The organism is Ideonella sp., from assembly GCF_036277275.1.
In the GTDB taxonomy this organism is placed as follows: Bacteria; Pseudomonadota; Gammaproteobacteria; order Burkholderiales; family Burkholderiaceae_C; genus Ideonella.
Genome location: NZ_DASUNH010000044.1, coordinates 1 through 20,463 on the forward strand (window position 1 = coordinate 1; position 20,463 = coordinate 20,463).

General features: G+C 67.5%; 18 protein-coding genes. 11 read left to right on the forward strand and 7 right to left on the reverse strand.

The annotated features are described in order from the left end of the window. The coding region (locus tag VFY73_RS08975) for an NAD(P)/FAD-dependent oxidoreductase (protein ID WP_329717808.1) at positions 1-951 on the forward strand (951 nt) is incomplete at its 5' end. A 137-nt stretch (positions 952-1,088) separates the two neighbouring features. On the opposite strand, the gene VFY73_RS08980 is transcribed toward VFY73_RS08975, so the two are convergent. Next, positions 1,089-2,417, reverse strand: coding sequence for a L,D-transpeptidase family protein (locus VFY73_RS08980; protein WP_329717810.1), 1,329 nt, complete (start codon positions 2,415-2,417; stop codon positions 1,089-1,091). A gap of 31 nt (positions 2,418-2,448) precedes the next feature. After that, positions 2,449-3,588 carry a tetratricopeptide repeat protein gene (locus tag VFY73_RS08985; RefSeq protein ID WP_329717812.1) on the reverse strand — a complete coding sequence of 380 codons (1,140 nt, stop codon included), beginning with the start codon at positions 3,586-3,588 and terminating at the stop codon, positions 2,449-2,451. A gap of 326 nt (positions 3,589-3,914) precedes the next feature. On the opposite strand from VFY73_RS08985, the gene VFY73_RS08990 reads away from it, so the two are divergent. Together VFY73_RS08990 and VFY73_RS08995 are read left to right on the forward strand one after the other, a co-directional pair. Next, positions 3,915-4,655 (forward strand): transglutaminase-like cysteine peptidase, encoded by a 741-nt coding sequence (locus VFY73_RS08990; protein ID WP_329717814.1) that lies wholly within the window; start codon positions 3,915-3,917, stop codon positions 4,653-4,655. 43 nt (positions 4,656-4,698) lie between these two features. Continuing rightward, positions 4,699-6,603, forward strand: coding sequence for a bifunctional diguanylate cyclase/phosphodiesterase (locus VFY73_RS08995; protein ID WP_329717816.1), 1,905 nt, complete (start codon positions 4,699-4,701; stop codon positions 6,601-6,603). A gap of 118 nt (positions 6,604-6,721) precedes the next feature. On the opposite strand, the gene VFY73_RS09000 is transcribed toward VFY73_RS08995, so the two are convergent. Continuing rightward, complete coding sequence (locus VFY73_RS09000) at positions 6,722-7,567, reverse strand: AraC family transcriptional regulator (RefSeq protein WP_329717818.1); 846 nt, start codon at positions 7,565-7,567, stop codon at positions 6,722-6,724. A gap of 121 nt (positions 7,568-7,688) precedes the next feature. Here VFY73_RS09000 and VFY73_RS09005 point away from each other — a divergent pair, with 121 nt between their 5' ends. Further along, positions 7,689-8,642 (forward strand): alpha/beta hydrolase, encoded by a 954-nt coding sequence (locus VFY73_RS09005; RefSeq protein WP_329717820.1) that lies wholly within the window; start codon positions 7,689-7,691, stop codon positions 8,640-8,642. Positions 8,643-8,715: 73 nt separating this feature from the next. On the opposite strand, the gene VFY73_RS09010 is transcribed toward VFY73_RS09005, so the two are convergent. After that, complete coding sequence (locus tag VFY73_RS09010; protein ID WP_329717822.1) at positions 8,716-9,261, reverse strand: NUDIX hydrolase; 546 nt, start codon at positions 9,259-9,261, stop codon at positions 8,716-8,718. A gap of 102 nt (positions 9,262-9,363) precedes the next feature. On the opposite strand from VFY73_RS09010, the gene VFY73_RS09015 reads away from it, so the two are divergent. From VFY73_RS09015 to pgeF, 3 genes are all read left to right on the forward strand, one after another. Then, complete coding sequence (locus VFY73_RS09015) at positions 9,364-10,068, forward strand: fumarylacetoacetate hydrolase family protein (RefSeq protein ID WP_329717824.1); 705 nt, start codon at positions 9,364-9,366, stop codon at positions 10,066-10,068. A 17-nt stretch (positions 10,069-10,085) separates the two neighbouring features. Next, complete coding sequence (maiA, locus tag VFY73_RS09020) at positions 10,086-10,718, forward strand: maleylacetoacetate isomerase (protein WP_329717826.1); 633 nt, start codon at positions 10,086-10,088, stop codon at positions 10,716-10,718. A gap of 90 nt (positions 10,719-10,808) precedes the next feature. Continuing rightward, entirely contained in the window at positions 10,809-11,576 is a 768-nt protein-coding gene (gene pgeF, locus VFY73_RS09025) for a peptidoglycan editing factor PgeF (RefSeq protein WP_329717828.1), read from the forward strand. Positions 11,577-11,682: 106 nt separating this feature from the next. Here the strand turns inward: pgeF and VFY73_RS09030 are convergent, their stop codons facing one another. After that, on the reverse strand, positions 11,683-11,922 hold the full coding sequence (locus VFY73_RS09030) for a hypothetical protein (RefSeq protein ID WP_329717830.1): 240 nt from the start codon (positions 11,920-11,922) through the stop codon (positions 11,683-11,685). Between the two features lie 285 nt (positions 11,923-12,207). Here VFY73_RS09030 and phaC point away from each other — a divergent pair, with 285 nt between their 5' ends. The 4 genes from phaC to VFY73_RS09050 all read left to right on the forward strand — a co-directional run bounded on the left by phaC (position 12,208) and on the right by VFY73_RS09050 (position 18,264). Continuing rightward, entirely contained in the window at positions 12,208-13,803 is a 1,596-nt protein-coding gene (phaC, locus tag VFY73_RS09035) for a class I poly(R)-hydroxyalkanoic acid synthase (protein ID WP_329717927.1), read from the forward strand. A gap of 82 nt (positions 13,804-13,885) precedes the next feature. Further along, positions 13,886-15,067 carry an acetyl-CoA C-acetyltransferase gene (locus tag VFY73_RS09040; RefSeq protein WP_329717832.1) on the forward strand — a complete coding sequence of 394 codons (1,182 nt, stop codon included), beginning with the start codon at positions 13,886-13,888 and terminating at the stop codon, positions 15,065-15,067. A 211-nt stretch (positions 15,068-15,278) separates the two neighbouring features. After that, the gene (phbB, locus tag VFY73_RS09045) at positions 15,279-16,016 is read left to right on the forward strand and encodes an acetoacetyl-CoA reductase (protein ID WP_329717834.1); all 738 of its coding nucleotides are present in this window, start codon (positions 15,279-15,281) and stop codon (positions 16,014-16,016) included. 100 nt (positions 16,017-16,116) lie between these two features. Continuing rightward, the gene (locus VFY73_RS09050) at positions 16,117-18,264 is read left to right on the forward strand and encodes a M3 family metallopeptidase (protein WP_329717836.1); all 2,148 of its coding nucleotides are present in this window, start codon (positions 16,117-16,119) and stop codon (positions 18,262-18,264) included. Between the two features lie 50 nt (positions 18,265-18,314). On the opposite strand, the gene VFY73_RS09055 is transcribed toward VFY73_RS09050, so the two are convergent. Both VFY73_RS09055 and mnmH read right to left on the reverse strand, forming a co-directional pair. Beyond that, complete coding sequence (locus VFY73_RS09055) at positions 18,315-19,352, reverse strand: DUF6929 family protein (RefSeq protein WP_329717838.1); 1,038 nt, start codon at positions 19,350-19,352, stop codon at positions 18,315-18,317. 51 nt (positions 19,353-19,403) lie between these two features. Continuing rightward, entirely contained in the window at positions 19,404-20,456 is a 1,053-nt protein-coding gene (gene mnmH / locus VFY73_RS09060) for a tRNA 2-selenouridine(34) synthase MnmH (RefSeq protein ID WP_329717840.1), read from the reverse strand. Between the last annotated feature and the right edge of the window lie 7 nt (positions 20,457-20,463).

Consider the following 20,463-nt stretch of genomic DNA (forward strand, 5'->3'; position numbering starts at 1 on the left):
GACGATCCGCGCATCGTCGACTCGACCGGCGCGCTGGAGCTGCGCGGCACGCCGAAGAAGATGCTGATCGTTGGCGGCGGCATCATCGGCCTCGAGATGGGCACGGTGTACTCGACGCTCGGCGCGCGCCTGGACGTCGTCGAAATGCTCGATGGCCTGATGCAGGGCGCCGACCGCGATCTGGTCAAGGTCTGGCAGAAGATGAACGCGCCGCGCTTCGACAAGATCATGCTGAAGACCAAGACGGTGGGCGCCACGGCGACACCCGATGGCATCAAGGTCCAGTTCGAAGACAGCGAAGGCAAGAAGAGCGAAGCGACCTACGACCTGGTGCTGCAGGCCGTGGGCCGCTCGCCGAACGGCAAGAAGATCGGTGCCGACAAGGCTGGCGTGATCGTCAGCGACCGCGGCTACATCCCGGTGGACGTGCAGATGCGCACCAACGTGCCGCACATCTTCGCGATCGGCGACATCGTCGGCCAGCCGATGCTGGCGCACAAGGCCGTGCACGAGGCGCACGTGGCGGCCGAGGTCGCGTCAGGCGATACCAAGGCGCAGTTCGATGCCCGGGTGATCCCGAGCGTGGCCTACACCGACCCCGAAGTCGCCTGGGTCGGCCTGACCGAAGATCAGGCCAAGGCTCAAGGGCTGAAGGTCAAGAAGGGCCTGTTCCCGTGGACGGCCTCCGGCCGCGCCATCGCCAACGGCCGCGACGAAGGTTTCACCAAGCTGCTGTTCGACGAAGCCACCCACCGCATCGTCGGCGGCGGCATCGTCGGCACGCACGCCGGCGACATGATCGGCGAGATCGCGCTGGCCATCGAAATGGGCGCCGACGAAGTCGACATTGGCAAGACGATCCACCCGCACCCAACGCTGGGCGAGTCGATCGGGATGGCCGCCGAAGTCGCTCACGGCACCTGTACCGACTTGCCGCCGATGAAACGCTGAGTCCGTCGAATAGCAGAAGAAACATGGCCACCCGTTTGGGTGGCCATGTTTCCTTTCAAGTGGCGTGCGCGGATCGGCTTTGCCGGTCCGCTGCGCGAGCCCCCCCGGGGACAGGGCCCGGGAGGGCCCGTGGGGGCCTAATGCACCTGCCCTTCAGCCACGATCCGCCAGTCGTTGCCCTCGCGGCTCCAGTACTGGCGCATCACGTGGTCGACCTGCTGGCTGTTGCCGATGTTGCCGGCCTGCTCACGGAAGGTGACGACCATCAGTTCCCGGTCGTCGCGGAAGCTGATGAGGCTGGTCTCGTCGATCGCCGCCGGTGCGGGGGCACTCGTCGCACGTTGGCGTGAGCGCGTGAGGTTGATGTCGGCATCGGCCGCGGTGGCACTCGGGTAGAACGAAGCCATCGTGTCGCCATCGGCGGCGAGGCGCGCTGCGCGCCAGCGCTCGAACGTCTGCAGGAAGTCGGGCCGGGCCGCAGCGCGCGCGGCTTCGGGCGTGCGCCAATCGATCTTCCGGCTGATCAGCACCGGCGTGTCACGTTGCGGCAGCCGGGACGACAGGCCCAGCAGGTCGTCGTTGGCGAGCACGACGCATCCATCGCTGTCTTGCGGCGGGCGCGAGTAGGTGGCCGAGGGCACGCCGTGCAGCAAGATGCCCTTGCCGGTGCGGCCGCGCGTGCGGTCGTAGGCGTTGGGGTAGTTCAGCGGCAACGCGCCGGCGCCGAAACGGTCTTCGAGCCGATGAGGCTCGATCTGACCGGTGACGAAGTACAGGCCGAGCGGCGTTTTCTGGTCGCCTTCGGCCAGCTTGTCGACGCCTTGTTTGCCGACCGAGACATAGAAGTCGTCGATCAGCTTCAGGCCGTCTTCACTGTTCTCGAACAGGTACAGCCGGCTGCGCGACGCATCGACCGCGATGGCGTATGGTTGGGTCGGCGGCAGCTGGACAAACTCGGCCGGCACCGCGCCCGCCGGCGGGCGCGCTCGCAGAGCGGCCAGACGTTGCAGGGCTTCCGCGCGCAGCGGCGTCACGTCGCCGCTGCCCATTACGCCGCCACCCCAGCCCTGCAGCGGCGCGGCATGAGCGGCGAGCAGGTCGGCTTGCAGCAGCAGCGCCAGGCGGAAGTTCGGGTATTGCTGGACCAGCGCGGTGTTGGCAGCGAGCGCATCGTGCAGCCTGCGCTGGCCGACCAGGCGGTAGATGGCGATCAGCCGCGCCTCGGGGCTGCCTTGCAGCGCCGCCGTGGGGTCGGGCAGCCGCAGCGCGGGGGTGTCGTCGGCCAGCCGCATTGCCGGCGTGGACGACACGGCCGAGGGTGGCGCGTGGGCATGCGCGTCGCGTGACCACCAGCCCAGCCCACGCGAGTCCGTGGTCGACAACACGCCCACGCTCAACAGCCCGACGGTGCCGAGCAGCACCGCGCCACGGCGCTTGCGGGGATTGTGGGGCGATTCGCGCTTCATGGCGATGCGGCTTGGCAGGGACCCGCGGGGATCACCCGCCGACGGCTTCCTGCTTGATCAGCCAACGGCCGTTGGCGCGCACCAGCTGCAGCGTCTTGCGGCTGGTGGCCGACAGCGCGTCCGAGTTGTAGACCTGCTTGAACTTCGCGGTGGCCTTGTCGCCGTCGACGCTCACGCGCAGGTCGACCAGTTCGACCTTGATCTGCTTGCGGGCGGCGATGCGGTCGCGGCGGTCTTGTTCCCAGGCCCGACGCGAGCCGGCTTGGCCGCTGAAGTCCGGTGTGTAGGCGGCGTAGTACCCGGTCATGTCACGCTGGGCCCAGGCAGCAGCCCAGGCGCGCACGGCGGCTTCGACCTCCGCATTGGCGCCGTTGGCCGCCTGTGGGGCGGGTGCCGGCGGCGCAGGCTTGATGGCCGGCGGCGGCGCAGGCGTCGCCACGGCTGGCGGCTTGCTGGCCGACGCGGCTGCCTGGCTGGGCGCTACCACAGGTGGTGGCGCGGTCACAGGCTTGGGCGCCGGCGCTGCTGCCACCACCACGGGCGCAGGGACGGGCGCGGGCTGCACCACCGGGGGGGGCGCAGTTGGGCGCCCCACCGGCTTGGCTGCCACTGCCGCAGCGGCGGGCGGTGGCGCGGTGTTGGCGCCGGCGGTCAGCTCACGCAACAGGGCCAGCTTGGGCTGCACGCTGGCGTCGGCCTTGTCCAGCTGCAACGCCTTGGTGTAGGCCTGGCTGGCGAGCTGGGCGTAGACGTCGCCGAGGTTCTGGTAGGCGGTGGCATAGGCCGGGTTGGTGCGGATCGCCCGTTCAAGCGCCTGGCGGGCCTTCTCGTAGTCGCCCTGGGCGCCATAGATCACCGCCATATTGTTGTACGGTGCCGGCATGTCCGGGTGGTCGTCGACCAGCTTCTGGAACACTGCCAGCGCTTCCGACTTGCGGTCGAGCATCGACAACGCAACGCCGCGGCGAAAGCGCATCTGCGCGTCTTTGGGGTTCTTCGCCAGCGCCTCGTCGATCAGCTTCAGCGCCTGTGCGTGTTGGCCGTCTTTGAGCAGGCGCTGGATCTCGGCCGACTCGGACGGCACCGCCGCGCTGGATGCGGCAACTGCCGTTGGCTGTTGCGCCGCCAGAGGGCCGGCCCACGCGAAACCCAGTACCAAGGCTGTGGCCATCAGGCTCAGCGGAGAACAGGGCAGCATCGATGGGCGGACGGGCATGGGCTGTTTTTTGGCGCTTGAGTGCGCCCGTCATGGCGGGCCCCGGCAGTCTATCGAAATTCAGCCGATGAACCGCTCGAAAAGTACCTGTGTGGCCGCTGGAAAGCACGGGTGTCAGCGGACGAGGTTTCGACACGCCGACATCCTTGGCCATCCGGCGGCCCAGTCGCAGGCGTTGTTATCCCTGCCGCCTGTGGCGGACCAACGACAGCTACCGGCCGTTGATGTCAGACTGCAGGGGCGCCGCTCAAGTCGCGCGCTGCACGGCCGACAACCCTTCGATGCTCGACGTTTCCGTTGCTGCTGCCATCGCCGTCCGGTCCGAGCCTTGGGTCGCGGGCGCAGCCGTGGCGTTGCGACGGGCGCTGCTGCATGTGCGTTGGGCGACGCTGCTGCTTGTCACGCTGTCGCTGGGCGTGCAGGCCTGGGACCCGGCGCGCATCGTCCACGCTGCCGCCCGCCGTGGCGACCAGGCGCAGCAAGGGGCACAGGCTTTGCGACAGGCGATGGTCAGCGTGCAATCGCAAGACGAACTGAGCCAGCTGACCGCGGTCAATGAATTCTTCAACAGGCGCCTGCAGTACCGCGACGACGTCGATATCTGGGGCCAGATCGACTACTGGGCCAGCCCACTCGAATCGCTGCAAAAGGGCATGGCCGATTGCGAGGACTATGCGATCGCCAAGTACTTCACCCTCACGGCCCTGGGCATGCCGCACCGCAAGCTGCGCATGGTCTACGTGCGCGCGGCGATCGGTGGGCGGGATGGGCTGGTGCAGCCGCACATGGTGCTCGCCTATTACCCCAACCCGGAGGCCGACCCCTACGTGTTGGACAACTTGATCACCGAGTTGCGCCGCGCTGGCCGTCGGCCCGACCTGTCTCCCGTCTTCAGCTTCAACGCCGAGGGGCTGTGGGAAGGTGTGGGCCCGGTGTTGGTCGGCGGCGCGGGCCCGGCCGAGCGACTTTCGCGTTGGCGCGACGCGCTGGCCAAGGCACGCCAGGACGGCTTTTTCCAGTAATCCACTGCCTTGAACGAGGTATAAGCATGCCCCAGGAGGGCCCATGTCACTGATCCGCCAGGTTTGGTTGTTGCTCGCGCTGACACTGGTGCTGGCGTTTGCCGCCGCATTCGGTATCACGGTGCACTCAGCGCGCCAGTACCTCGAAACCCAGTTAGGGTTGAAGAACAACGACACCGCGCAGTTTCTCGCGCTGACGCTGTCGCAGCAAAAGGGCGATGCCACCGCGATGGAGCTGGTGATTGCCAGCCAGTTCGACACTGGCTACTACGAGTTGATCCGCTTGACCGGCACCGACGGCAAGGTGGTGCAGGAGCGCCGTGCCGACCCCAAGGCCAGTGCCGCGCCGGGCTGGTTCGTGCGCTTGATGGGCATCTCGCCGGTGCCCGGCACGGCACAGGTCAGCGACGGCTGGAAGCAGCTGGGTCGGCTCGAGGTGCGCAGCCATTCGAGCTTTGCCGATGACCAGTTGTGGAAGAACACGCTGTCGACTGCCGGCATCCTGGCTGTGCTGGCCTTGGGCCTGGGGGCCCTGGCAGCGGTCGCCGTGCGCCGCATTCGCCTGCCGCTCCAGGCCACGGTGCAACAGGCGACCGCGTTGACCGAGCGCCGCTTCATCACCATCAGCGAGCCGGTGGTGCCCGAGTTGCGCGAAGTGACGCGGGCGATGAACACGATGGTGGCGCGCCTGAAGGGCATGTTCGACGAGCAGGCCGCGCAGGTCGAACAATTGCGTCGGCAAGCCAATTGCGACGCGCTGACCGGCCTGTCGAACCGCTCGCACTTCATGGGCCGCCTGAAGGTAATGCTGGGCAGCGAAGACGGCAGCGCCGGCGGCGCGATCGTGCTCGTGCGCTTGGCCGACCTGCAGGGCCTGAACCGCAAGCTGGGCCACGCCACGACGGACCGGCTGCTGCAGGAGTCGGCGGCGGCCATCGTCGAATCGGCGCGTCGCGCGGGCTCGTTCGAAGTGGGCCGGCTGAACGGTTCCGATTTCGCGATGGTGCTGCCCGATGTCGGTTCGCTGCGCGAGCCGGCGGTCGATGTCGCGGCGCGGCTGCGCAATCTGCTGCGTGCCCACGATCCGACGGCCAATGCCGTGGTCGGTGCGGTGCGGTGGTGGCACGGAGCGCCGATGTCTTCCTTGCTGGCCGCGGCCGACCAGGCGCTGGCGCGGGCGGAAGGCCGCGGCGCCTACGCGGTGGAACTCGATGACACCGGAGACGGCCTGGTGCTGGGCGAGGACGCGTGGCGTGAACGCCTGGAAGGCGCCGTAAGCAACCAGCGCGCCAAGCTGGTCGAGTTTCCGCTGGTCGACATGCATGGTGCGGTGGTGCACCGCGAGTGCCCGTTGCGCCTGCAGCTCGAAGTCGACGGTGAGATGGTGCCGGCGGCGCAATGGTTGCCGATGGCGCGCCGAACGCAGCTGACCTCGCGCATCGACCTGCTGGCCGTCAAGCTCGCGCTGGCCGCCATTGCCAGTGACGGCATGGCCCGCGCGGTGAACGTCAGCCCCGGCTCGCTGGTGGACAGCAGCTTCGTGCCGAACCTGCGGGCTTTGCTTTCCGCCTTTGCAGCCGAAGCGCCCGGCCTGTGGCTGGAGGTGGCGGAGGACGGCGCGCTGCGGCACATCGAGCTGGTGCGCGAGATGGTGACGCAGATGCACGGCTGCGGCGCCCGCGTGGGCCTCGAACATGCCGGTGAACGCCTGACCGAAGCGTCGGGCCTGCTGGAAGTGGGGCTCGACTTCGTGAAGCTCGATGCGAGCTTCGTCGAAGGCCTGTCGGGCGACCACGCCCGTCGCGAACACGTGGCGGGCGCGGTGCGAATGTTGCACGGCATCGGCCTGAAGGTGTATGCCGAGGGCGTGGCCTCGTCCGACGATGCGACCGCGCTGGCCACTTGCGGGCTGGACGGCCTGACCGGGCCGGTGGTGCCGGCCGCTTGAGATGCAGGACAGGGTGCTGGGCGTCGACAGGCTCTGCCCGAACGGGTCAGGTGGATGGCCGCATGACATAGGCCGTGCCACCATCGTGTCCTTTCGCCCTGAGCCTGTCGAAGGGCTTCTACTGATCGCCCGAACCGGGTGCGGTATTCGCCTTTCGCCATTCCCTCGGTGACAGGCCTGTCTGCGCACTGAAGGCCCGTGACAGGGCGGCTTCGCTGCCGTAGCCCACGTCGGCAGCAATCAGCTTCAGTGACTGGCCGCGGCGCAACAGCTTTTGCGCCAATCCGATGCGCCAGCACTGCAGGTAGCTTCCAGGTGTGCAACCCAGTGTGCGGCGGAAGCTGGTGGCAAAGACGGTACGCGACATGCCGGCTTCGCGGGCCAGGTCTTCGAGCGACCAGTCGCGTTGCGGTGACTCGTGCATCGCAATGAGCGCGCGGCGAAGTTGCCCATGGGCCAGGCCGGCCATCATGCCGGCTGCGACCTGGCCTTGTTCCATCAGCGCGCGCAGGATGTGGATCAGCACGACTTCGAACAGCCGGTCGAGCATCGCCTGGCGACCACAGTTCCTCGACCCGGCTTCTGCGAACAGCAGCGCCAGCACCGCCTGGCAGCTTTGCAGCCGCTCGAGCGGCAGGCATACGACATCCGGCAAGGCCGCAGCAATCGGGCTGGCCGTTCCGCCGTCGAACTGCACGTTGGCGCAGACGAAGTTCGCGCCCCGATGCTTGTCCGTGATGAAACGATGGGCCATCGGGCGCGGGTACAGCAGCAGGCTCGGTTGCGCGATGTGCAGGGTCGGCGACGAACCGTGGCGTACCTCGGCATCACCGTCCTGGATCAGGTGCAACTGACCGAAGGGCTCGTTCGCTTCCAGGGCGTTGATGCCGCACAGCGCCCCGGCATGGAAGGTGTGCGCGCGGACCGAGAAGTGGTCCAGCAGTGCGGCCAGTCGATCGCCCATGGCCTGAACTCCTGATCAATTTTTGCGTACTGAATGAAGCGTATCGTACGGGCTTCCCGGGCAAAGTTCGTTCTGCCGACAGACAAACCTGTCGCAGTTCAAACCCTAACCGGAGCTTCACATGCACACCTTCGCCAAGCTTTTCGTCGCTTCATCCGTGGCCCTGGCATCGCTGGCCGTTCAGGCGCAAGCCACGGCTCGGGCCCCGTCGCAGGTCGGTGCTCGCAGTGCTGCGGCGCTGGCCTCCAGCTACGTGGCGGCCAAGGACGGCACGCCGCTGTACTACAAGGACTGGGGCCCGAAGGACGGACAGGTCGTCGTCTTCAGCCACGGCTGGCCGCTCAGCTCGGACAGCTGGGAGTCCCAGATGCTGTTCCTGGCCGACCACGGCTATCGGGTGGTTGCCCATGACCGCCGTGGCCACGGCCGCTCAGGCCAGCCCTGGGCCGGCAACAACATGGACCAATACGCCGACGATCTCGCGGCGGTGATCGAGGCGTTGGATCTGAAGAACGCAACGCTGGTCGGCTTCTCGACCGGCGGTGGCGAGGTGGCGCGCTACATCGGGCGCCATGGCACCCAGCGTGTTGCCAAGGCGGCGTTGGTCGGGGCCGTCACGCCGATCATGGTCAAGACGCCGGCCAATCCCCAGGGCGTGCCGATGGAGGTCTTCGACGGGCTGCGCGCGGCGTCGTTGAACGACCGGGCCCAGCTCTACCACGACATCGCCAGCGGTCCGTTCTTCGGTTTCAACCGGCCCGGCGCAAAGCCGTCGCAGGGCGCGATCGATTCGTTCTGGCAGCAGGGCATGCAAGCGGGGCACAAGGCCACCTTCGACTCGATCAAGGCGTTCTCGGAGAGCAACTTCGTCGAGGACCTGAAGAAGTTCGACGTCCCCACGCTGATCGTCCACGGCGACGACGACCAGATCGTGCCGATCGCGACCACTGCGAAGGCCACGGCCAAGCTGGTCAAGGGCGCCAAGCTGATCGTCTACAGCGGCGGCCCGCACGGCATCACCGACACGCACAAGGATCGCCTGAACGCCGATCTGCTGGCGTTCCTGAAGGGTTGATCGCCCTTCGCATCGACAGCCACATCGTCGGTTCTGTGCCCGACGCGGACAGACCGGACCGACCGGCGGCCGGTCAAGCGATATCGGCGCAGTGGATGCGGAACTGACCGGCCTTGCGGTCGGCGAAATACCGGGTCAAGGTCTCTCGCACGGTGCGAAAAGCCAGCTCGTTCCAGGGAATCTCGTCCTCGCGGAACAACCGGGCCTCCAGCGTCTCGCTACCCGGGTTCAAGTGGGTGTCGGTCATGCGGGCGCGGTAGAACAGATGCACCTGGCCGACACGCACCACGTTGAGCACGGTGAACAGGCCTTCGAGTTCCACATGCGCACCGGCTTCTTCGTCGGTTTCACGCAGTGCGCCTTCGGCGGTGGTCTCGCCGAGTTCCATGAAGCCGGCCGGCAAGGTCCAAAGGCCGTGGCGCGGCTCGATCGCGCGGCGGCACAGCAGGATCTGGTCTTGCCAGACCGGGACCGTGCCCACCACGTTCAGCGGATTTTCATAGTGGATGGTGGCGCAGTTGGGGCAAACCGCGCGTGGGCGGTTGTCGTCTGCGGGTACCACGTAATTGACCTTGGTGCCGCAGGCGCGACAGTGAACGATGGTGCGGCCCGTGAACATGGTGCGGCAGTGTAGGGCCTGCGAATGCGCGGGCTCGCAGCCCGAAGTCAGTGCCGGTGCCGTGGCATCATCGACCGATCGAGCTCAACGCAAAGCCCCGCCATGACCTACGTGATCCAGCCGCCCGCCGTGGCCGCCGTGCCCGTCAGCGATGGGCGTTCGTTCCCCGTTCACCGCATCTACTGCGTTGGCCGCAACTACGCCGAGCATGCCGTCGAGATGGGCCACACCGGCCGCGAGCCGCCGTTCTTCTTCATGAAGCCGGCCGATGCGGTGCTGCCAGTGGCCGACGGGCAGATCGGCCGCATGGCCTACCCGCCGATGACCAGCAACCTGCACCACGAGATCGAGCTGGTGGTGGCGCTGGGGGCTGGCGGGCGCGACGTGCCGGTGGAGCGTGCCGCCGAGTTGATCTGGGGCTACGCGATCGGACTGGACATGACGCGGCGTGACCTGCAGAACGACATGAAGAAACAGGGCCGGCCGTGGAGCATCGGCAAGGGCTTCGACGACAGTGCGCCGATCGGCTCGATTCACCCCAAGGCCGCCACCGGCGAGCTGCTGAAAGGCGCGATCACGCTCGACGTGAACGGCCAACGCCGCCAGGCCGGTGACCTGTCGGACCTGATCTGGAGCGTGAGCGAAACCATCGCCACGCTGAGCCGCGCCTGGACGCTGGCCCCCGGTGACCTGATCTACACCGGCACGCCGGCCGGCGTGGGCGCCGTGGTGGCGGGCGACCGACTGGTCGGGGCGATCGAAGGCTTGGGCCAATTGCAGCTGGACATCGTGCTGGCTGAAATCTGAACAGGAAACCCACCGTGATGGAACTCTTCAACTACTTTCGTTCCTCGGCCTCTTACCGCGTGCGCATCGCGCTGGCGCTGAAGGGGCTGGCCTACGACTACAAGTCGGTTCACCTGCAGAAGGACGAGCAGACTGCCGAGTCGTACTCGGCCGTTTCGGCCTCGCGCCTGGTGCCGCTGCTGAAAGACGGCGACGCCTACGTGCATCAGTCGCTGGCGATCATCGAGTACCTCGACGAGACCTACCCGGTGCCGCCGCTGCTGCCGAAGGACCCGTTGGCCCGCGCCCGCGCCCGCGCACTGGCGCTGGACATTGCCTGCGAGATCCACCCGCTGAACAATCTGCGGGTGTTGCGCTATCTGGTCAACTCGCTGGGTGTCGACGAAGACGCCAAGAACCGTTGGTACAAGCATTGGGTGGAGACGGGGCTGGAGGCGGTCGAGCGCCAACTGGCTGCGGCGCCTGCGCGCTACTGCGTGGGCGACACGCCGGGCCTGGCCGACTGCGTGCTGGTGCCGCAGATCTTCAACGCCCAGCGCTTCGAGTGCCGGCTGGACCATGTGCCGAACGTGATGCGCGTGTTCGAGGCTTGCATGAAGCTGGACGCGTTCGAAGCGACACGGCCGGAGAAGTGCCCGGATGCCGGTTGATGGCAGCCCCCGGCCCGGCGTACCGAGCCTGCCCCCCGAGGGGGTGGCGCGGCCGCTTCGGAGCGGCCGTGCGCTGGCCGCGCTGATGCCATGACCACCGGCAGTTTTCTTCGCGCCGAAGGCCTGCCGCCCGAGGTGGGCGGTTTGATGTCGACGCGCCGTGGCGGGGTCAGCCGGGCGCCGTTCGACAGCCTGAACCTGCGACCCGCCGGGCTGCGGGGTGATGCCGTTGACGAGCCGGCGGCGATCCACGAAAACCAGCGCCGCTTTGCCGGCTGGCTGGAGGGCGCGCAACCGGTCTATCTGGATCAGGTGCACGGCGCGCGCGTCGTGCGGCTGACGCGGGCCGACCTGGCGCGCGGCCAGGCTTTTGCGCAGGCCGATGCCAGCGTGACGACCGAGCGCGGCGTCGCCTGCACGGTGCTGGTGGCCGATTGCCTGCCGGTTCTGTTGGCCGCGCCAGGTGGGCATGCGGTGGGCGCGGCGCATGCGGGATGGCGCGGGCTGGCCGGCGGCGTGGTCGAGGCGACGCTGGAGGCGGTGTGCGAAGCCGCGGGATGCGCGCCGAGTGAAGTCAGCGCCTGGCTCGGCGCCTGCATCGGGCCCGAGGCATTCGAAGTGGGTGACGACGTGCGCGAGGCTTTCGGCCCGGGCGCGGTTGCGTTCTTCCGTCCGGGTGTGGCCCCGGGCAAGTGGTGGGCCGATCTGCCCGGCCTGGCGCGGCACCGGCTGCAGTTGGCAGGGGTCACGCAGGTCAGTGGGGGGCAGTGGTGCACCCACAGCGAGCCGGCCCGCTTCTTCTCGTTCCGTCGTGACCGCGTGACCGGCCGCCATGCGGCGGCGATCTGGATTCGGTAGCGTCAGCCGGTAGGAAGCGGGCGGGCGCCTCTGCCGCGGCCCGCACTGGCCTGCGACGCGGACGTTGTGCAGTGCACAACGTCACGTCGCGCAGCGAGCCTTCTCGCTAATCATCGCGGCCCTCGTGCGGTGGCGATTCGGCGGGTGCCGCAGCTTCCATCTCCGCTCGTCGGCGCGCGCGCTTGCGGTGCGGTGTGTTCATCACGTACAGCACGATGGCCAGCGGCAGCAGGCCATAGAGCGCCAGCGTGAACACGGCACCGAGCACCGTGCCTTGGGGCGATGTCGCCTCTGCGAGGCTCATCAGCACCACCACGAACATCCAACCCAGGGCGACAATGTGCATTTCAGGCAGTGATAAGTAATCTCACGTAACGAAAAATAGAGTCATCATGCGGTAAGCTGACGGCCGTTCAATGCCAGGCGCCGCACCGTGCCGACGCGGCCACCACAGCCGAGCCGCGGGCCCCACCGCAAGGAGACAAACGCAGTGATTGGTAAGTCGCAGCAGCCCTCGTTGGAGGCATTTGGCGCCCTCGGCGCCCAGGCTCAGGCACAGGCGGACGCCTTCGGCCACGCGGTCGGTGACATCTGGCGCTCATTCTCCGGCCTGACGCTGCCGCAAGCGTCGATGAGCGATTTGCAGAGCGAGTACCTGAAGCAAGCCACCGCGCTGTGGAACGGGACGCTGGAGGCGCTGGGGACCACCGGCGCCGACGGGCAGGAGGCGAAAGCCCACAGGCCGGTCGGCGACCGCCGCTTTGCTGCCAAAGACTGGGCCGCCAATCCCGGCGCCGCCTACACCGCGCAGATGTACCTGCTCAACGCCCGTACGCTGATGCAGATGGCCGAGAGCCTGCAGGGCGACGAGAAGACCAAGGCGCGCATCCGCTTTGCAGTGCAGCAGTGGGTCGACGCGATGAGCCCCAGCAACTTCCTGGCGTTGAACCCGGAAGCCCAGCGCAAGGCGCTGGAAACGCGGGGCGAGAGCATCGCCCAGGGCATCCAGCACCTGGTGCACGACCTGCAGCAAGGCCATGTTTCGCAGACCGACGAGAGCGTGTTCGAGGTCGGCCGCAACGTGGCCACCACCGAGGGCACGGTCGTCTATGAGAACGAATACTTCCAGCTGATCGAGTACAAGCCGCTGACGGCCAAGGTGCACCAACGGCCGATGCTGTTCGTGCCGCCGTGCATCAACAAGTACTACATCCTCGACCTGCAGCCGGAGAACTCGCTGATCCGCTACACGGTGGAGCAGGGGCACCGCCTGTTCGTGGTCAGCTGGCGCAACCCCGACGAGTCGATGGCCGGCAAGACTTGGGACGACTACATCGAGCATGCCGCGATCCAGGCGATCCGCGTGGCGCAAGAGATCTCGGGCGAAAACCAGATCGACACGCTCGGCTTTTGCGTCGGCGGCACGATCCTGTCGACGGCGTTGGCGGTGCTGGCTGCGCGTGGCGAGCAGCCGGCGGCCTCGGTCACGCTGCTGACCACCTTCGTCGATTTCGCCGACACCGGCATCCTCGATGTCTTCATCGACGAGGCGTCGGTGCAGATGCGCGAGATGACCCTCGGTGCCGAGGCACCCAGCGGCCCGGCGCTGCTCAAGGGCCAGGAGCTGGCCACGACCTTCAGCTTCCTGCGGCCGAACGACCTGGTCTGGAACTACGTCGTCGGCAACTACCTGAAGGGCGAGACGCCGCCGCCGTTCGACCTGCTGTACTGGAACGGCGACTCGACCAACCTGCCGGGCCCGTTCTTCTGCTGGTATCTGCGCCACACCTACCTGCAAAACGAGCTGAAGGTGCCGGGCAAGCTAACGGTCTGCGGCGAGAAGCTCGACCTCGGCAAGATCGAATCACCGGTGTTCCTCTACGGCTCGCGTGAAGACCACATCGTGCCGTGGAAGGGTGCTTACGCATCGACGCAAATCTTCAAGGGCAAGAAGCGTTTCGTGCTGGGTGCGTCTGGCCACATCGCCGGAGTGATCAACCCGCCGGCGGCCAAGAAGCGAAGCCACTGGACGAACGACAAGCTGAGTACCAAAGCCGACGACTGGCTGGCCGGCGCGAAGGAAGTGCCGGGCAGTTGGTGGGGCGATTGGGCGCAGTGGCTCAAGGGCCACGCCGGCCCGATGGTGGCCGCACCCAAGACGCCAGGCAACCGCCAGTACAAGGCCATCGAACCCGCGCCTGGCCGGTACGTCAAAGCCAAGGCATGACGTCAGCGGCGCCGACAGGCGCCGGCCGACCTCGGTTCCGAATTCCCCGACCCCGCTCGCATTTCCCACAGGAGATCTGTTCATGACCACCGACATCGTCATCGTCGCCGCCGCCCGCACCGCCGTCGGCAAGTTCGGCGGCACGCTCGCCAAGACCGCTGCGCCGGAACTGGGCGCGACCGTGATCAGGGCGCTGCTGGAACGCAGCAGCCTGGCTGGCGAGCAGATCAACGAGGTCATCCTCGGCCAGGTGCTGGCCGCAGGTTCGGGCCAGAACCCGGCCCGCCAGGCATTGATCAAGGCCGGCCTGCCGCACGGCGTGCCGGCGATGACGATCAACAAGGTTTGCGGCTCCGGCCTGAAGGCGGTGATGCTGGCGGCCCAGGCCATCCGCGACGGCGATAGCGAGATCGTGATCGCTGGTGGACAGGAAAGCATGAGCCTGGCGCCGCACGTGCTGCCGAACAGCCGCGACGGACAGCGCATGGGCGACTGGAAGCTGGTCGACACGATGATCAACGACGGCCTGTGGGACGTCTACAACCAGTACCACATGGGTATCACGGCCGAGAACGTGGCCAAGAAGTACAGCGTCAGCCGCGAGATGCAGGACGCGCTGGCGCTGGCCTCGCAGCAAAAGGCGGCAGCCGCCCAGGAGGCCGGCCGCTTCAAGGACGAGATCGTCGGCGTGACGATCCCGCAGAAGAAGGGCGATCCGGTCGTCTTCGACGCGGACGAGTTCATCAACAAGAAGACCAGCGCCGACGCGCTGGCTGGCCTGCGCCCCGCCTTCGACAAGGCCGGCAGCGTGACGGCCGGCAACGCTTCGGGCCTGAACGACGGTGCCGCCGGCGTGGTGGTGATGACCGCCGCCAAGGCCGCCCAGCTGGGCCTGACGCCGCTGGCGCGCATCGCAAGCTACGCCAGTGCCGGCCTGGATCCGGCCTACATGGGCATGGGCCCGGTGCCCGCTGCGCGCAAGGCGCTGGAGCGCGCCGGCTGGAAGCCGCAGGACCTGGACCTGCTGGAGATCAACGAAGCCTTCGCGGCACAGGCCTGCGCGGTGCACCAGGAAATGGGCTGGGACACCAGCAAGGTCAACGTCAACGGCGGCGCGATTGCCATCGGTCACCCGATCGGCGCCTCTGGCTGCCGGATCCTGGTCACGCTGCTGCACGAGATGCAGCGCCGCAACGCCAAGAAGGGCATCGCTTCGCTGTGCATCGGCGGTGGCATGGGCGTGGCGCTGACCGTCGAACGCTGAAGGGTTCACCCGATGGCGGACGACCGCCATCACCCGCCGAGCGGGTGCCCAGCCGCCTGGCGCAGATCTTCTGGCGCTCGGCGGCTGGGTTTGCTTTGGCGATCGTTAGGGCTTATCCGGGCTGCCCAGCCCGGGGCGCAAGCGCAATAGTGGGCGCACGGCCCCGGGGCTTGCCCGGCATTTGTTGAATTGCACACAAGGAGAGACAGACATGGCACAGAAAGTGGCATACGTGACCGGGGGCATGGGCGGCATCGGCACGGCAATCTGCCAGCGCCTGCACAAGGAAGGCTTCAAGGTCATCGCCGGTTGCGGCCCGAGCCGCGACTTCAACAAATGGCTGGTCGAGCAGAAGGCGCTGGGCTATTCCTTCCATGCCTCGGTCGGCAACGTGGCGGATTGGGATTCGACGGTGCAGGCCTTCTCGAAGGCCGTGGCCGAGCATGGCGCGATCGACGTCCTGGTCAACAACGCCGGCATCACCCGCGACCGCATGTTCCTGAAGATGACGCCGGAAGACTGGCACGCAGTCATCGACACCAACCTGAACTCGATGTTCAACGTCACCAAGCAGGTCGTGCCCGGCATGGTGGAAAAGGGCTGGGGCCGCATCATCCAGATCAGTTCGGTCAACGGCGAGAAGGGTCAGGCCGGCCAGACGAACTACTCGGCCGCCAAGGCCGGCATGCACGGCTTCACGATGGCGCTGGCGCAGGAGGTGGCCTCCAAGGGCGTGACGGTCAACACCGTGAGCCCGGGCTACATCGGCACCGACATGGTCCGCGCGATCAAGCCTGAGGTGCTGGAAAAGATCGTCGCGACGATTCCGGTCAAGCGCCTGGGCACGCCGGAAGAAATCGGCTCGGTCGTGGCATGGCTGGCTGGCGAAGACTCGGGCTTCACCACTGGCGCCGACTTCTCGTGCAATGGCGGTCTGCACATGGGGTAAGGTTCTGCCCTTCGGGCGAACACCAAAAGCGGCCCACGAGGCCGCTTTTTCATGGCCGAACGCATCGGTCGCGCCCAGAGATCCGGGGGGAATCGTTCCTATGTTGCGCGCAATCATCCGCTGGGCAGCCGCCCTGACGCTGGCCGGCAGCGCTGCCGTCGTGGCCGCCAAGGTGCCGGCTGCACCGCCGGCCAACCCGCTGCTGGCGTCGTGGGCCGGCCCCTATGGCGGCGTGCCGCCATTCGACAAGATCCGCATCGAGCATTTCGCGCCGGCGCTGGTGGCCGGCATGGCCGAACAGCGGCGTGAGATCGCAGCGATCACTGCCAACAAGGCGGCGCCGAATTTCGACAACACCGTGCTGGCACTGGAGCGTTCGGGCCGGCTGCTGCAACAGGCGAAGGTGCTCTATGGTGTGTGGACCGGATCGCTCAGCACGGCCGGTTTCCAGAAGGTTCAGCGCCAGATGGAGCCCAAGCTCGCGGCTTTCGAAGACGAGTTGGCCCAGAACTCCAGGCTGTTCGAGCGCATCGAGGCGGTCTACCGGTCCGACGAAATGCAACGGCTGACGCCCGAGCAGCAGCGGTTGGTCTGGACCTACCGAACCGGCTTCGTCAAGCAGGGTGCGCGGCTCGGCCCGAAGGACAAGCAGCGTGTTGCCGCGATCAACCTGCGCCTGGCCACGCTGGCCACCGATTTCAGCCAGAACCTGCTCGCCGACGAAGGCGGCCAGGGGCTGGTGATCAGCGAAGCCGCCGACCTTGCCGGCCTCAGCGAAGGCGACATCGAGGCCGCCGCGCAGGAAGCCAGGCGGCTTGGCATGAAGGGCCGCTGGGTGATTGCCAACACGCGTTCGGCCATGGAGCCTTTCCTTGCTCGCTCGCCGAAGCGGGCGCTGCGCGAGAAGGCGTGGCGCTTGTTCATTCACCGTGGCGACAAAGGCGACACGAACGACAACAACCGCATCGTCACCGAGGTACTGGCGTTGCGTGCCGAGCGCTCGAAGCTGCTGGGCTTCGACACCTATGCGCACTGGAAGCTGTCGGACACGATGGCGCAAGACCCGCAGGCCGCGATGGCGCTGATGCTGAAAGTCTGGGGACCAGCGGTCTCGCAGGTCAACCAGCAGGTGGCCGACATGCAGAAGCTGGTCGACGCGGAAAAGGGCGGCTTCCAGATCCAACCCTGGGACTATCGCTACTACGTCGAGCGGCTGCGCAAGCAGCAGCTGGACTTCAACATCGACGAGTTGACGCCGTACCTGCAGCTGGACAAGGTGCGCGATGCGATGTTCTGGGCGGCTGGTCGCCTGTACGGCCTGCGCTTCGAACCGGTGCACGACGTGCCGGTGTTCCATGCCGACGTGACCGTCTATCGGGTGCTCGGCAGGAACGGCGAGCACAACGGCCTGTGGTACTTCGATCCCTACGCGCGCGAGGGCAAGAACTCGGGCGCCTGGATGGACAGCTACCGGCCGCAGCACCGGCTGGGCGGCGACATCCGCCCGATCGTCTCGAACAACTCGAACTTCAAGCGCGGCAAGCCGGGCGAGCCCGTCACCATCACCTGGGACGATGCGGTCACGATGTTCCACGAGTTCGGCCACGCGCTGCATGGCCTGTGCTCGGACGTGACGTTCCCCAGCCTGGCCGGGCCGAATTCGGTGCTCGACTTTGGCGAGTTCCCCTCGCAGGTCCACGAGTACTGGCTGCCGACGCCGCCGGTGCTCGCGATGCTGGTCAACCAGGCAGGGCAGCCGCTGCCCAAGGCGCTGGTCGACAAGATCGAGCGCAGCCGCAACTTCGACAGGGGCTTCTGGAAGGTCGAGTTCCTCGCGTCGGCGCTGCTCGACATGAAGCTGCACCTCGAAGGCGCCAAGCCGGTCGAGCCGCGTGCGTTCGAGAAATCGGTGTTCGCCGAGCTGGGCATGCCTTCAGCGATGGCGGCGCGCCACCGCATCCCGCAGTTCGGCCATGTGTTCTCGGGCGACGGTTATGCGGCCGGCTACTACGGCTACCTCTGGGCCGAGGTGCTGTCGCATGACGCATTCGACGCGTTCGTCGAAGCGGGCGACCCGTTCGACCCCAAGCTCGCCAAGCGCTTCAGGGACACGGTGCTGTCGGTCGGCAACACCGTCGACCCCGGGCAGGCCTTCCGCAACTTCCGCGGTCGCGATCCCGAGGTGGGCGCGCTGCTGCGGGCGGATGGGTTTGCGCCCGCCGCTGCGCCTGCCAAGCCGGCGCAGTAGGCCGCAATGGGGCTCAGACCGGCCTGCGCCTGACCGGCGGCTGCTCGGTTTCAGGTGTCCCGTGACGAGCGACTGCTTGCGCCGTGGTTCGTCGGCATGAGGCCGCGCTCATGACGCACGGCGGTGGGCAACGGAAAGTGCATCACGTGGGTCAGTGATGCCTTGAGCAACGAGCCCGGCATCTGCCGATCGTCGGCATCGGTGACCAGAAGAATGGCACCGGGCGCACCGTGCGGGTCGATGGCGATGCCTTCGACCTTTGCCGGGGCCGCCGTCACGAACGGCCCATGCAGCGTGCCGCAGGCGTCCACGACACCAACGGCGGAGCCGGCGCAGGCGCCATCGTGATAGCTGTCGTCCGTGTCCTCGGCTGCGGCGCAGAAAACCCAGCCACCGTCGGGCAGCGCGGCGCCGTCGGTGAAGGTCATCGGCACGCCGCTGACCGAGCCGAGGTCGTAGCCCGTGATGGACGTGGGCTGCGGAGCCGGGCCACCTTGCGTCAACCACTTGCCGAACTCGCCCAGGTCGAAACGGACACAGGCGTTGGTGGGCGAGACCTTGCTGCCGCGCTGCAGCAGGCAAAGCGCACCGGCCGAGACGAACAGGCCCTCGATGTTCAGCGCTCCGAGTTGGTGTTGCAGCGGCCCGTGGATGGCGGTGAGGTCGACCGGCCGGGCCGCCCCTGTCACTACGCCGCGCACGTCCAATGACAGCAGCGCCCCGCGTCGCCGATTGGGCTTTGAGCCCGAGCCGGCAACGAAGAGCGCGCCATTCGGATAACCCGCCAGTTCGGGCAGCACCGTCAGCGCTTCGAGATCGGCTTTGAGGGCTTTTCGTTCGCCGTGGTGGGAGGGCAGCGCCTCGTCGAACAGTGTCAGCAGGCGGCCGGGGCCGCCGTCGACCAGGTGAAACTGCCCCAGCGAGTGCTCGTCGTCGGCGACCACATACAGATGGTCGCCGACCACGGCAAGGCCACTAGCCGCGCTGAGGTGATCCAGCCCGCTCCCAGCCGAGGCGATCCGCAGCTCCCGGAGCACCTCGACTGGCAGCACGTGGTCTCGTCTCATCACCGGCTTGACCGTCTTCATGGAGCAAGCATACGGCCGAGAATGGCGCGAGGGCCCGGCGGGATCGGGGCGTCAGCCGGCCAGGTGGCGCGCTGCGTCGGCCAACGTCGCCGGCCGCGCGTCGCTCAACGTGATCGTCTCGATGTTCGCAGCGTCTGCAAACGCCCGCGTCGCGCGGTCGTACAGCGGGTCGTAGTGCTGCTGCATCAGCTCTGTCACCAGCGTTGGCCAGTCGCCCGATGCGGCCAGCGATTGCCAGCGCGCGACAGTGGCCTTGCCACGCAGCTCGGTGAGGGCTTGCAGGCGCTCGTTCAGCGCGCCGACGTCGCGGGTGAAAAAGGCATATTCCTCGGTCAGCAAGGCCACACGCTCGGCCGGACTCAGCTCGACCTGGATGGCGCGGCCGCGGTCGTGCCAGGCCTGCAGCACGGCGTCCGGCAGTTGCAGCCGGCCGATGCGGCGGCTTTCGCGTTCGACGAATACCGGCCGAGCCGGGTCGAAGCCGCGCAGCGCATGCCAGATGCGGCTGTCGAATTCCTTCTGGCTCGGCTGCGGTTGGTCGGGCAACTCGCCCAGCACCGAGCCGCGGTGGGCGGCCAGGGCTTCCAGGTCCAGCACCTGGGCGCCTTCGGCTGCCAGCGCGGCAAGCAGGCGGGTCTTGCCGCTGCCGGTGCGCCCGCCAAGCACGCGCCAGTCGAAGCCCAGCGGCAACTCGGTCAGCTCGTTGCGCACCAGCTCGCGGTAGGCCTTGTAGCCGCCTTGCAGCTGGCGGGTGCGAAAACCGATCTGCGCCAGCACGATCGCGAAGCTGCCCGAACGTTGGCCGCCGCGCCAGCAGTAGACCAGCGGCCGCCACTCGCGGCCCAAGCCTGCGATGTGTTCGTCGATCAGCCGCGCGATGTTGCGCGAGACGATGGCCGCACCGCGCTTGCGCGCCTCGAAGGTCGAGACCTGGGTGTAGATGGTGCCGACTTCGGCGCGCTCGGCGTCGTCGAGCACCGGCCAGTTCACCGCGCCGGGCAGCCGGTCTTCGGCGAACTCCGATGGCGAGCGTGCATCGATGATGGTGTCATAGCCATCGGGTGCTGCCATGGCCTCGGCGGCGGTGATGGTGCTCAAGCTCATGGCTGTG

What these genes read in the sequence shown, in the direction of transcription:
- maiA (WP_329717826.1), top strand. Translation starts at nt 10,086, where the DNA reads ATGGAACTCTTCAACTACTTTCGTTCCTCGGCCTCTTACCGCGTGCGC.
- phbB (WP_329717834.1), top strand. Translation starts at nt 15,279, where the DNA reads ATGGCACAGAAAGTGGCATACGTGACCGGGGGCATGGGCGGCATCGGC.
- VFY73_RS08990 (WP_329717814.1), top strand. Translation starts at nt 3,915, where the DNA reads ATGCTCGACGTTTCCGTTGCTGCTGCCATCGCCGTCCGGTCCGAGCCT.
- VFY73_RS09040 (WP_329717832.1), top strand. Translation starts at nt 13,886, where the DNA reads ATGACCACCGACATCGTCATCGTCGCCGCCGCCCGCACCGCCGTCGGC.
- VFY73_RS09010 (WP_329717822.1), bottom strand. Translation starts at nt 9,261, where the DNA reads ATGTTCACGGGCCGCACCATCGTTCACTGTCGCGCCTGCGGCACCAAG.
- VFY73_RS09000 (WP_329717818.1), bottom strand. Translation starts at nt 7,567, where the DNA reads ATGGGCGATCGACTGGCCGCACTGCTGGACCACTTCTCGGTCCGCGCG.
- VFY73_RS08995 (WP_329717816.1), top strand. Translation starts at nt 4,699, where the DNA reads ATGTCACTGATCCGCCAGGTTTGGTTGTTGCTCGCGCTGACACTGGTG.
- pgeF (WP_329717828.1), top strand. Translation starts at nt 10,809, where the DNA reads ATGACCACCGGCAGTTTTCTTCGCGCCGAAGGCCTGCCGCCCGAGGTG.
- VFY73_RS08980 (WP_329717810.1), bottom strand. Translation starts at nt 2,417, where the DNA reads ATGAAGCGCGAATCGCCCCACAATCCCCGCAAGCGCCGTGGCGCGGTG.
- VFY73_RS09050 (WP_329717836.1), top strand. Translation starts at nt 16,117, where the DNA reads ATGTTGCGCGCAATCATCCGCTGGGCAGCCGCCCTGACGCTGGCCGGC.
- VFY73_RS09030 (WP_329717830.1), bottom strand. Translation starts at nt 11,922, where the DNA reads ATGCACATTGTCGCCCTGGGTTGGATGTTCGTGGTGGTGCTGATGAGC.
- VFY73_RS09005 (WP_329717820.1), top strand. Translation starts at nt 7,689, where the DNA reads ATGCACACCTTCGCCAAGCTTTTCGTCGCTTCATCCGTGGCCCTGGCA.
- mnmH (WP_329717840.1), bottom strand. Translation starts at nt 20,456, where the DNA reads ATGAGCTTGAGCACCATCACCGCCGCCGAGGCCATGGCAGCACCCGAT.
- phaC (WP_329717927.1), top strand. Translation starts at nt 12,208, where the DNA reads ATGAGCGATTTGCAGAGCGAGTACCTGAAGCAAGCCACCGCGCTGTGG.
- VFY73_RS09055 (WP_329717838.1), bottom strand. Translation starts at nt 19,352, where the DNA reads ATGAAGACGGTCAAGCCGGTGATGAGACGAGACCACGTGCTGCCAGTC.
- VFY73_RS08985 (WP_329717812.1), bottom strand. Translation starts at nt 3,588, where the DNA reads ATGGCCACAGCCTTGGTACTGGGTTTCGCGTGGGCCGGCCCTCTGGCG.
- VFY73_RS09015 (WP_329717824.1), top strand. Translation starts at nt 9,364, where the DNA reads ATGACCTACGTGATCCAGCCGCCCGCCGTGGCCGCCGTGCCCGTCAGC.